The following is a 12412-nucleotide window of genomic DNA, read 5'->3' as shown; positions in this document are numbered from 1 at the left end:
AGGGGCAACTTCAACACTGCCCGGCAGTTATTGCTTCTAGTTGGCTCAAAATATCTTTCACTCTTTCTTGCTCAGTGGCCGTCATCTGTCGACCTTTATCGATCAATTCGCTGTTGATTCCCTCGAGGTCCAACACAATATCGAACAACTGTTCGTCCCAGAACTCGCCACCAATAACGTTTCCAAGCGCCTCAACTCGGCGGACAAGTTGGTTCAAAGTGAATACACCGCCACGGTAGTCAACTACTGCCTGCTGAATAAGCGCAAGCTGTCGCGCCAAGAATTCATCCATTCAGTCGCTCCTCATCTAGTCTGGACTGTAATCACACGGCCACTTACCCTGTCTGTAATCATCACAATGCGGCCATCACGGCTTCGATGGATGCGCGATAGCGCGCGGCTACGACAGTCTTTCTTGAAAAAGTGCATTGACAACAGGCGGACAGCCGATAGCTACAAGCCCTCGTCCACGATCATCGAATTCTCCAATTTTCTTGAGCAGCAATGCATCGGCTTCGGCTACGTGATTGATGATCTTTAAGTCAGCCGATATGTCGCCAACCCAGCCAAGCCTAAGCAATGCATAAAGAAGATGTTTGCTGGGCAAAGCAACAAGATATGCGCAGTGCTCCTTTAGCAAAAATTGGGCGACGTCTTCTGCTGCGAACTCGGACAGTCTTGTCGCTCCGAAGAACTTCAATTTCCCTTCAGACTGGACCATGACTTCTTCGCTCGATTTAATGTTGCTTGGCACTTTGAGCCCTCTGGCTCGCAATGCACCCCAAAGCTTGTAGTAACGGACAACTCTTGTATCTGGCTGCCAAGCCCGCGTCCCTGCGAGCAACCAAAGTTCATTGCGGGGAAGTTTTTCTTTCACCAAGGCAAGCACATGATTCAAGACGGCCAGAAACGCGTCATAAGGTGGAACTTCGTCAGCAACCCAACTCACGCCCGCCAAAGCGTTTATCAATGGCGGGCGGGTTTGAGCCAGATCCATGACGTTGTTCTCCGTGAAGAGATCTTCCGCCCTGCTCACCCTGATATTAGTAGTCATAGTGATTGCCCTCCGGACCATTGAAATGAGGACCGCGATTCTGCGGATTTCCGACGCCGAAATTGTGGCCACCGGCGTCGTCTCGGATTCTCACCGTTGTTGTCCCTCCACCTTGAGCAGGAACCTGGTACTCGTAGATCCGTCCTGGCTGAGCGGCGCCACTCCTATCCACATTGGGCAGGACCTGACTGGGCTGCTGACTTGTTGGGACGCCCGACTGTCGCTTGGCTTCATTGAAGGCGCCACTCCGACCTGCATTCGAAGGGCTTAGGTTTGGAGGTGCCGAACCTCGTGCGGCATAGCCACCGCCCCCACCACCACCGCCCCCACCGCCCGCACCACCGCCACCCTCGAGTAGGCTGTGTCTCTTGGCATCGAGCATGTCCATCGGCGTGATCCAAGCCATTTGGTACGAGGCACCTCCGGAATCTGGTGCTGCAGTCGTTCCTCCATTGATCCAGCTGATGTCGCCAGTCAGCATGCTCGATGACGTGGTCCCCCCCACGCCAGCAGCCAGCGCCGCTGCCTGACTTGCGATCAATCCGGAAGGGTCAGTCCTGTTCGCCGAGTTGTTGCCCACGTAGGCATACAGATTGACATCGTCCTTGTAGCCAATGGGATCGGTCTGCAGGAACCTGCCCAGGCTCGGCGAGTAGAAGCGCGCCTTGTAGTAGTAAAGCCCGAGGTCGCCGATGAGCTGCTGGCCCGTGTACCTGAACCTCGGCCCCGTCGTGGTGTTCGGCTCGCCGTAGGGCCCATAGCTGTAGATGCCCGTTGAGGCGCCTGTCGCATTGGCCGTGGCCACGATGCTGCCCAGGTGGTCCGCATAGAACCAGTTCTTGGCTGTGGTGCCTGATCCTTCGTACCAGACGATCGGCTCGTCGGTGCCAGGGCCATGCACATAGCGTCGTTGCATCGTCGTGCCCGCCGTGTCGTACTCGGCAATCAGGTTCGCCGCGTCGTACAGCAGGTTCGTCGTGCTGGCTCCGATCACCGTCTGCCTGAGTCTTCCCTCGGCGTCGTAGGCGAGGGCCGCTGCAGTCCCCGTCTTGCTCGCCGTCTTCAGCCGGTTGTCCAGGTCATAGCCGTAGCTCCAGGTGCCATCGCCCGTGAGGTTGCCGTTGGCGTCATAGGCGTGCACTGCACCACCCGCCGCGGTGTACTGGTTCAACCCGTTGCTGGTGTAGCTCTTCGTGCCCGGGGTGGTCCCGCTCCACTGGTACAGGTTGTTGGTCCAGCTCACGCTCTTGAGCTCGCGAATCTGGTTGCGCGTGTACGTGTACTGCACCTCCTGCGAGGGCGAGGCGAGGAAGTTCTTCAGCGTGGCGAGTGCCCCCTGGTTGTCGTAGGCACGTTGCACGGTGGTGCCATTACCAAGCGTCACGGTGGTGCGCCGTCCCAGGTCGTCGTAGGCGTAGCTGGCGAGGCTGACGCTGCCGTTCTCCTGGATGACGCTCGGCCGGTTGGCCGCGTCGTAGCTGGTGGTCGTGTAGAACGCATCGGGCCACGTGGTGCGGATGCGGTTGCCCGCGGCGTCGTACTGGTGGCTCAGGGTCTTGCCGCCCGCGGTGGTGCTCGCGAGCCGCCCGGCGTTGTCCCAGGCATAGCTGATGGCGTGGCTGCCATTGGCGAACTGGGCCGAGGTCCTGAGCCCTCGCAGGTCGTAGCCGAACTGTACGTTGTCGGCAGTGTTCGGATAAGACCGTGCTGTCAGGCGGTTGAGGTTGTCCCAGCTCTGTGCGATGGTCTGGCCATTGCGCTTGCGCAGGCTCGTGACGTTGCCGTTGGCGTCGTACGCGTTCTCCTCGTAGTCGTTCGCGTTGCCGTAGAGAGGCATGTTGGGCAGCGGGTAGTACGTCCTGGCGAGCCGGTCGAAGCCGTCGTAGGTGTGGACGGTCAGGTTGTTCTTGGCGTCCTTGACCGAATCGACATTGCCGTTGGGCGTGTAGGAGTAGGTCGCATAAGCCTGGGCGAGTGCCGTGCCCACGGCCTTGTTGACCGCCTGCACGCTGTCGTCGAGGTTGTAGACGGTCTCGGTGACGCGGTTGCCGCCATCGGTGGTGGCGAGGTACTGCGTCGTCCGGAAGGGTCGATCCACGTCGTCATAGGCGATGTCGGTGATGGGCGTCGGAGCCGCCTCGCCGGGGCAGGTGGTGGCCGCGGCAGTGAGCGCCGGACCCCAGGCCCGGGTGACCTTGCCGGTCTCGCTGTAGCGGCTGCAGCTCACGAGCCATTGAGTCCCCTGCTGCGCCGCGCTCTTGACCGCGCGGCCGTCCGCGTCATAGGCAACGCGGGTCTGCTTGCCCATCGCATCGGTGACCTGCGTAGGCCGGCGCTCAGTGTCGTAAGCCGTGGCGATCGTGTCCGCCACATCGGTGCGGGGCCCATCGACCCCGGTAAGGTTTCCGGTCAGGTCATACGTAAAGCTGGTCGTCAGATTCAGCTTGCCGGTGCCCGCATCAACCGTGCTGGTCTGCGGCACGTACTTGTTCGCAGCGTTGTAGGTGGTGGCGGTCACCACGCTGTTGCTGGCGCTGGTCTTGACGGTCTGCGAGCTCGGCAGGTAGAAGCTCGGGAAGCCGCTCGGCGTGAAGGCGCTGTAGGCGTAGGTGGTCTGAGGTGCCACTCCGGCCGCATCGGCCGGCGCGGTGATGGCCAGCGGCAGGCCTTGCGCGGTGTAGGTGTAGGTGGTGGTTTTGCCCCGCGCGTCGATGGCGGTGGCCACCTTGTTGAAGGCGTTCTCGTAGTAGAAGCGCTGCACCCGGTTGGCCAGGCCGCTGCCGGGCTTGGCAATGCTGGTGATGCTCTGGACGTTGTGCGTGCAGCGGAACGTCGGGTTGGTGCAGGTAGCGTCGTCGTAGGCGTACTCGGTGGCGTTGCCCTCGGGGAGTTGCTTGCGGATCAGTCGCGACTGGCCGTCGTAGGTGTTGGTGGTCCAGTTGCCCGCGGGGGTGCTGAACTGAATGACATTGCCCTGCCCGTCGAGATAGCTGGTGCGGGCGACTGCGCCCGGACCCACTTCCTCGGTTCGAGATCCGGCGAAGTAGTAGTCGTAGCTCTTGCCCCGCGCATTCACCTGGTTCTTCACGCGCCCGAGGCTGTCGTAGGTGTTGGTGAGCGCGGCGGTGGCCGGGAGGCTGGGGTTGTAGATGCTGCGGATCTGTCCCGGTAGGGTGTACGAGAAGGTCGTGCCTTGACCCAGTGTGTTGGTGAAGGTGGCGAGGTTCGAGTTGGCGTCGTAGCCGAAGCTCACGGAGCGCGTTCCGTCGCTGACCTGCGCGATGCGCCCGTTGGCGTTAGTAAAGGTCAACGTGCGGCCCAGGCTGTTCTGGACCTGCGCGAGGTCGTTGCCCGAGTAGGTGAACTTGGCCTGGACGCCGCTGGGCTCGGTGTAGGTTTCGGCCTTGCCGGCGGCGTTGAACTTCAGGGCGGCGCGGTTGAGGAACTCATACGCGTAGGTGCCGTCGGTGCTCTTCGTCAGCTTGCCGGATTTGCCAGGGGGCGGGTTGTACATGCCGGTTCCGTCGGGCAGCTTGACGAACACCTCGGCATTGAGACCCTGGGTCACCACCACGGTGTTGTTGATCAGTTGGTCGCCGAACCAGCGTTGGCCGAGCGTGGCGGCCACGAGCTTGGCAAGCGGGCGTGCCGGGTCCATCAGCAGGTCGAAGGAGGCCTTGTGCTCGACGATGGTGCCCACGGCATCCAGGGCGGAGTCCTCGCCCATGGCTTGGAAGCCATCGGAGTTGACGGCGGCAGTGGCGTTGAAGTTGTGGGTCCAGCCCTTGCCCAGAGGGCCGTTCTGGTTGCGCATGCCGGAGCTGTACAGGCGCTGGAAGCCCAGGCTCTGCGGGAAGCTGCCGACGCCGACATTGAGGTCCTCGTGGTTGTAAAGGAAGTGGCCCTGGACCATGTCGATCGGGTCGCCGAGGAGTTGCGGGCCGGCTTGGGTCAGATCGCTTTGTTCTCTGGTTGCTTGGACCACGGTCGCGCTGGCCGCCCCTGCCGACTGCTCGTACGTCGCGTAGCCGCCCGACAGGCCATTGCTGATGACGGAGCCCAGGTAAAGGCCCGAGCCCACGGTGAAGTAGCCCGCGCCGCTCCAGCTGTTCTCGGCGATGTCGCAGCGCGCGGGCAGGATCAGGCGCAGCCCGGAGGCCAAATAGCTGCTGAAGTTGCCGAGATGCGCCCCGCAGTTCACCAGGTTGGGCTGCACGGCGCTCGCGTAGTTGGCCGACGTGGCGTTGTAGATGCGCTGGCCGGCCGCCGAGGCGAGGTCCATGAGCTTGACCGTTGATACGGCCGGAACCCCGGTGGTCTGCTGCACCGCCGTGGACTCGAGGATGCTCAGGTGCATGGCCCAGTTGGCGAACGCCGCGCTCTCCTTGTCGGTGTTGCCTGCGAGGTTGGCCACGGCCAGCACGTTGCTGGGCAGGTCGACGTAGGCGCTGCCGGTGTAGCCCACGATGCCCACCTGGTGCTGGTGCAGCAAGGTGGTGTCGGCGATGCGCTCGGTGATGGTGCCGGCGTGGGTGTTCTGGGCGATCCACTGGGCGCCGATGACGCCCAGGGTGCTGCCCAGCAGCGGTTCGGAAGCGTCGGCGGCACCGGAGGCCTTGAGGTCGCTCAACACGCGCCGGTAGTTCTCGGCCGGGCCACGGCCTGCGGGACCCCATCCGTTCGCAATGAGGAAGGTGTTGGTGCCGCCACCCAAGATCCTCTGGGTGAAGCTGTGGTTCGCCCAGGTGGAGACGTAGGCGTTGTGGGTGACGGTGAAGGTGACGGCGGTCGAGGCACCGGGAGTGACGGCCGTGCCGGGCGCACCGACGGCGACGCCATCGAGCTTGAGGATGGGTTGATTCGCCCCGTTGTAGGTGAGGGTCAGGCGCTTGCCGTAGATCGCATCGGAGGTGTAGGTCTGGTCGATGCCTTGGTACTGCACGCGCAGGGTGGGCTTCATGTAGCCCGGGAGCTCGGCCAGCTCCTCGCTGCCCCAGGCGGTGTTCTGGTAAGGCAGTGATGTCTGGCGCAAGGCGCCGTAGAAGGGGACGATGGTCTTGCCGCCGAGGACGTCGTCCAGGGTGGCGGTTTGTTTGGAGGTGCGCAGGGAGACCGCGAGGATGCCAGCGTACTTCTCGAGGTTGAAGCGGATGTTGTTGCGGTTGATGTTCTGGACGTAGTCGGCCGCGACGGTGGCGCCGCTCTGGGCGGAGGCCAGGTAGTTGGCGGCGTTGTAGCCGGCGTAGCTGGCGAGGTCGATGCCGCTCTTGAAGGTGTGGGGCTTGTAGCTCGGGTCGAAGACGTACCAGCTGCCGTTGATCTTGGTCTTGACCCAGACGTGCTCGATGGAGACATCGGTCAAGGCGGCCACGGTGCCGGGGCAGCTGCCGGCGGTGGTGGCGTTGATCTCGTAGACGGGGATCTGGGCTTGACCGAGTAGCGACAGGACACCGCAGGCATTGGCGGTGTTGACGCCCCACCACTCGGCCAGCTGCGCGGCGCTGAGCTTGGCGATGCCGCGCACGTAGTTGGCCTCCAGGCCGGAGGCGCGCAGCAGTTCGACCATCAAAGTGGCCTGGTCGTGCGCGGTGGCCTGGTTGTCGAGCACGGCGCCGAGGGCACCCTTCTGGATGCCGAAGGTGGGGTAGTACTCGACGTTGTTGCGCACGTATTGGTAGATGAGGTCGGGATGGTTGCGCAGGGACCGGGCGAGCTCGGCGATGGAGGCCGGACCGGAGGCAGCGGCGTCGCCGGCGATCTTTGCGGCGGAGGTGGATGTCGAAGTCTTGCTGGTCTTGGTCGCCGTGGATGCCGCAGTGACGCCTTGATTGACGTTGGCAGGAAGGACTCTCGACTTGAGGATGCGCTGGGCATCGGCGAAGGTGACCGGGGGCATGTTGGCGCGAAGGACGCCGGGGGCGGGAGCGAATTCGCCGGGGGTGCCGGGGGTGCTCGTGGTGCTGCCGGTAGCGGCTGCACCTCGCGCCGAGACATTGGCCTCCTTGGCACCGTCCTTGACCGCCTCGCGCCGCACGGGGTCCTTGGCGGTGGGAAGGTCCACAGGTTGGTAGCGCAGCGCAGGCTGGCCGCTGGCGAAGCTCAACGAACTGCCCGAGCCTGCTGCGGCACTCAGAGAGGAACGCTGGCTGATGGCGGAGGTGGCCTTGGCCACGGGAACACCGAGGGCAATGGCAGGCGGTGCCGCCTTGCGTGCACCGCCTCCCTGGATCTGTGCAGCAGCGATGCCGCCCGCAAACGATGTGGCAACGGCCACGGCAACGGCGCACGCGCGCGCGAGCTTGGACATGGGAACTCCCCGATTGTTTTAATGGAAAGGAAACGAGCAGCCCCGCCCTCCCAGGCCGGGCTGCAACAGCGTGCCGACGCTACGGCGAGGTGGTCGCCACCGAGGTGCGATTGCCCGCGGCGTCGTAGCTGTAGGTGATGGTGGTGGTCGCGCTGCCGTCGCTGTAGACGGTGCTGGCCAAGCGGCCCAGGGCGTCGTAGCTGTAGCTCACGGAACCGGCATGGGCAGGATGACCCGCGAGCGCGGCGGTGCACAGGCAAGCGGCAAGAACTGTGCGGCTCAACATCCGTGTCGGCATAAGACGATTGGAGGGCATCGATGCGTGCGATCTCGATGCATACGCTGGCAATGCAGCGGTCTTCTCATTCATTGGGGGGAACTCGATTCTTTTGGAGCGGCGGACTGTAGTCGAGCCTCCAGCAAACACATACTCGTTTTTTGTCGCACATACTGACTCTTTCTCGCACAAAGGTTTCCAACTCTCCCCGTACACAGCGTTCGAGACTCAAGACACGCTCGCGAATGTCTCCTGCGATCCCGAAAAAAATGTTCACTCGACGGCTCAACCCGCCGCGCACCACACCGCGAGCGCCGAGTAGTTGTCCTGGTCGCTGCGCCCGGCTTGCCGCACACCCGCTTCGAGGCGATCGAGCCAGGCCTGGACACCGCCGCATCCGGCCAGGCTGCTCGCCATCGCAAAGTCGTCGAAGGCCGACCAGAGGCCATCCGTGCACAGCAGCAGCGCATCGCCTGAAGCGAGCACCTGCGGGCTTTCGAGGGTGTCGAAGTCGAAGCCTTCCGGCGAGCCGAGCGCCGAAGTCAGTTGCCCCGAGGCAGCGCCTGCTGCGCTCAGACCGGCGTCGCGCAAGCGCTGCTCGAGGCTCTGGTCGCGCGTGCGCCCGAGCAGCCGGGCGTCGCGCCAGTGGTACAGGCGCGAGTCGCCGACATGGGCCCAGAGCGCCGCGCCGCTCCGGAGATCGAGCAGCAGCACCACGATGGTGGTGCGCATGTCGGCAGTCAGGGTGCCGGCGACCTGCTGCGCAAGAACAGCGCCGTTGGCGCCCTGGACCAGCCACTGGAGCGCGTTCAGGCTGACTTCAGGGTGAAGCGCGAAGGCTTCCAGCACATGCGTCACCGCGGCGCGCGATGCCGTCTGGCCGCCGCCATGGCCACCGGCGCCATCGCACAGGACAGCGACAAGGGAGCCCGCGCCTTCCCAATAGCCGAAGGCATCCTCGTTGCACTCGCGCTGCCCGGTTTGCGACAGCGCGGCGAGCGAGACGCTCAACGCGCGCCCGGCCATGGCGCCTCCGGCGATGTGGGGCCCGGGTCGCGGCCAGTGTCACGCCCGGAGTCGAGGCCGGCGTCGGAGCCAGCTTCAGGGTTCAGGCGCGACTGGGCCTCGTAGGCGCGCAGGAACTCGCGTCCGAAGATGGTCTGGAAGTCATCGTCGAGGTGCTCGAGCAATTGGGCGTGCTGCATGCGGTGGCGATGCCAGAGCGCTGCAGCGCGAAACAAGGAAAAGCGCGAGATGCCGTGCGCCGGCCCCTCCCCGTTCTCGGCAGCCTCGGGTCCTAGCCGGGAGAAGAGCTCGAAAACCGCAGCGCGCATACCGGCCACCATCGCAACCTGGTGGACCAGCAGGTCGCGATGCGCATCGCGCAGTGCGGCCACCGGGTCGAGGAAGCCGGGGCTCGGCTCGCGCTGCAGCATTCGACTCAATGCCTCGCTTGCATCCGGCGAGAACTTCAGGGGGTTGTTTTGGCGCGGCGCGATGCGCGTGCCTTCGGCGCGCATCTGGCGTTTGGTGATCGCACGGCTTTGCAGCAACGCGAGCGTGCCCTCGGCCGTCGCCCGCAGCAGTGTGCCGAGATGTTCCATCCATTCCGGCGTGAGCGGCGCAACCTCGGTGCCCAGGCCGGCGCCGCGGCCGAAAGCCGCTGCCAGCTCGCGCAGATCCGGCGGCACGTCTGCCGGCTGGCGATCGCCCTTCCTGGCGAGGGCAGGCGGCGACGCTTCCGAAAGAGGCGCCGGCGCTGCTGGATCGGCGGCCTCGTCTGCATCGGCAGGCCGGGGGGGCATTGCAGGCGGCATGGCGGGCGCACTGGGCAGCATCTGCGTGCCGGTGCGCACGACATGTCGACTGGTCTGCCACGACACCACCGCGCTGGGTGGCGCCGCCACCTCCTCGAGCGAAGCTGCAAGCGCCGGCAATGGGGATTCGGCCGCGAGCGGATCTGGCGCGTCTTCCAGGTCGAACCAGCGGTCCAGGCGCGAGCGCTGAGCCGCGATCGCCGCCGCGGGCTCGACGGCGAGTTCAAAGCCGCCGATGCGCAAGCGGTCGCCCACCAGCAGCGCGCGTTCGCCGCCCGGGTCGACCTGCATGCCGTTCACCCACAAGGGGGCGCTGCTGCTGATGCAGCGCACGCGCGCGCCCTCGCCCCCCGCAATCACTTGCGCGTGCTGGCGCGACACCAGCCGCAACGGGTCGGACAGCACCAGGGCGCAATCGACGGAGCGGCCGATCGTGAGGCCCTCCGGCGGCATCGGGAGCGCCATCGCGTCCGGTTCGGTGGCGCCGGGCCGGCGCGTGACGCGCAGCGCGATCACGGCATTCAGCCGAAGGCACGCCACAGGTCGGCTTGCACACGGCGAGCATCCATGCCCGGCGTGAGCTGCTCGACCACGTGGGCGACGAACTGCTCGCGGGTTTGCGACTTCGCGGCGCAGCGCTTGGCGACGACGCGCGCGATCGGCCCCAGCGAGGAAAGAAGCGCGGCCGCTGCCTTGTCGACGTCACCCTCTCGCAGCGCCGCGCCGACCGGCATTTCGCCCTCTCCCTGCATGGGCCGGAACTGCGTGCCCGCCGACGAGACACCTGTACCGGTGCGGGTGGGCGGCGCCCCGGCCTTGGCCAGGAAGCGCTCGCGAGCTTCGAAATCGTCGATGGCACCGGCGACGGCCTGGCGCACTGCGCCGAGCGAGGTCAAGCCTCGCGCGGCGCGTCGCACCAGCACACGTGCCACCGGGCCGACATGCTGGGCCAGCTCGCGCTCGACCTCGGCCAGCGCCACGCTGTCCCATCCGGTGGGCACGGGGACCGAAGGCGGGCTGGTGACGGGCAGCGGCTTCGAGGGTGTCAGCGGCGTCGTCGCCGGATCGATGGCAGACGGGACGGATGCCGTGCCCGGCCTGGAAGGCGTTGGCGGACCGCGCTCCTTTCCCGCAGCTGGCGTGGTGTCGACGGCCTTGAGCCTGGGCGCGAGCAGGATGTCCGGCGGGAGCACATCCGGCAGCGCCTCCGTGGCGAGCGCCTGCAGCGCGGCCCGCATCGCAACGGCCGTCGCATAGCGTTGCGCCGGGTCCTTCGCCAGCGCCCGGTCGAGCACCGCGTCGAAGGGCTCGAGCGCGGCGTCGTTCGTCACCTCGCTCAGCGGCCTGTGGGGCTCGTAGACGATCTTGTACATGATCGCCTCGTCCGTGCCGACGAAAGGCGTCGCCCCGCTGAGCATCTGGTAGAGCAGCACGCCCGCCGAGAACACGTCCACCCGCCGGTCGACATCGCTGTTGGTGTATTGCTCAGGCGCGATATAGCCTGGCGAGCCGATGACGGAAGTGCCGCGGGTCAGGTTCGACGATTCGGTTCGCGCGATGCCGAAATCGGTGATCTTGAGGCGCCCGTCGTCGGCAACCAGCAGGTTCGCCGGCTTGATGTCGCGGTGCACGATGCCGCGCTCATGGGCATAGTGCAGGCCATCGAGGAGTTGCAGCATCAGGCACAGCACCTGCGGTATCTCGAGCTTGCGCGGCGCGTGGATGTAGTCGCGCAGGTTCCGCCCCGCGACGTACTCCATGACGATATAGGCGCAGTCGTTGTCTTCGCCGAACTGGTAGACCGGAACGATGTTGCGGTGCGTCAGCCGCCCGGCCGCCTTGGCTTCGACTCGGAAGCGCGCCACCACGCTCGGATCGTCGTCGCTCGATTCGAGCAGGCGACGGTGGATCGTCTTGATGGCGACGGGCCGATCGATGGCCGGGTCGTGCGCCAGGTACACCATGCCCATGGCGCCCGAGCCGACCACGCCGCGGATCGGGTAGGGGCCGACATGGGAAGGAACAGGCGCAGACATTGCAGCGGTGAGCCTCAGGTCTCGAGCATCTTGATGGCGTGGTCGAGGCTGTGGCGCATGCGGGCGAACGACTGGGCGAGCATGCCGATCTCGTCGCGCCCATGCGTCTTGAATTCCGGGGCATCGAGCTCGCCCAGGCTGACGCGATTGGCCAGCTTGGACAATGCCGTCACCGGACGGATGACGAGCAGGTAGAGCATCAGGTTCAACACGATGCCGATCGCAACGAAGATGCCGATCAAAGAGCCCATGAAGACCTTGAACGCCTGCTCGGCGCGCGCCAGCGGCACCGCCATGGGCACCGACACCACCTGCGCGCCGATCACCTCGTTGAGCTGCCAGCCGAAGCCGTTGGCCTGGCCGTACTTGTCGATCAGCGTGCGGGGCGCCGCCTCGACGGTGCTGTGGCAGGCCAGGCAGGCGGCGTTGGTAATGCGCAGCGGACGCGCGATGTAGAGCGAACGCCCGGTGCCCGAGTCGCGCTCGCCGACGAACTCCTTCTTGTCGGCCTGGGTACGGAAGCGGTTCACGATGTCGGCCTCCCAGTCGGCGGCCCGATCGCGGGGGTTGGTCGGATTCAGCGTCGCTTCCTTGTAGGTGTAGTCGGGAAAGCTCTTTGAAAGTGTCGCCAGCACCTCGGTGGCGGAATAGGCCGGCACCGTCTGGGGCAGGAAGGTGTACTTCATCTGCGTCTCGAGCAGCGGGCGGATCTGGTCGTTGGTGTAGGTGCGCACCGCCGACGCCTTCTCGATCGTCAGCCGCGCGTGGTTGAGCACTTCTTCCTTGGCGTTGCTTTGCAGCAGGTCATACGACACCTTGCCCGCGCCGAGCACGCCGGCGATGAAGACCACCAGGAAGATCAGATTGAACTTGAATAGAAGGCGCATGAGGTTCTCCAGTGCTGGCGGTCCGTGGTGCTGA

At 65.2% G+C, this 12412-nt stretch carries 8 protein-coding genes; all 8 read right to left on the bottom strand.

Going from position 1 to position 12412, the window contains the following annotated elements:
* Positions 1-10: 10 nt before the first annotated feature.
* Positions 11-292 carry a hypothetical protein gene (locus G3W89_RS10800; RefSeq protein WP_162574079.1) on the bottom strand — a complete coding sequence of 94 codons (282 nt, stop codon included), beginning with the start codon at positions 290-292 and terminating at the stop codon, positions 11-13.
* 108 nt (positions 293-400) lie between these two features.
* Positions 401-997: a hypothetical protein gene (locus G3W89_RS10795; protein WP_162574078.1), complete on the bottom strand. Its 597-nt coding sequence runs from the start codon at positions 995-997 to the stop codon at positions 401-403.
* A 46-nt stretch (positions 998-1043) separates the two neighbouring features.
* Positions 1044-7361, bottom strand: a complete 6318-nt coding sequence (locus G3W89_RS10790; protein WP_162574077.1) for an RHS repeat-associated core domain-containing protein — start codon at positions 7359-7361, stop codon at positions 1044-1046.
* A 79-nt stretch (positions 7362-7440) separates the two neighbouring features.
* Positions 7441-7647, bottom strand: a complete 207-nt coding sequence (locus G3W89_RS10785) for an RHS repeat domain-containing protein (RefSeq protein ID WP_197893546.1) — start codon at positions 7645-7647, stop codon at positions 7441-7443.
* A gap of 276 nt (positions 7648-7923) precedes the next feature.
* Complete coding sequence (locus G3W89_RS10780; protein WP_162574076.1) at positions 7924-8664, bottom strand: PP2C family protein-serine/threonine phosphatase; 741 nt, start codon at positions 8662-8664, stop codon at positions 7924-7926.
* A complete protein-coding gene (tagH, locus tag G3W89_RS10775) occupies positions 8646-9971 on the bottom strand; it encodes a type VI secretion system-associated FHA domain protein TagH (protein WP_162574075.1) in 1326 nt (441 codons plus the stop codon). Before tagH ends, G3W89_RS10780 begins: the two co-directional genes overlap by 19 nt.
* 5 nt (positions 9972-9976) lie before the next feature.
* Positions 9977-11491, bottom strand: a complete 1515-nt coding sequence (locus G3W89_RS10770) for a serine/threonine-protein kinase (protein ID WP_162574074.1) — start codon at positions 11489-11491, stop codon at positions 9977-9979.
* 14 nt (positions 11492-11505) lie between these two features.
* A complete protein-coding gene (locus tag G3W89_RS10765) occupies positions 11506-12378 on the bottom strand; it encodes a c-type heme family protein (protein WP_162574073.1) in 873 nt (290 codons plus the stop codon).
* Positions 12379-12412 lie beyond the last annotated feature (34 nt).

Source organism: Variovorax sp. PBL-H6 (genome assembly GCF_901827155.1).
Lineage (GTDB): Bacteria > Pseudomonadota > Gammaproteobacteria > Burkholderiales > Burkholderiaceae_C > Variovorax.
This window is presented reverse-complemented; position numbering and strand designations above follow the sequence as displayed.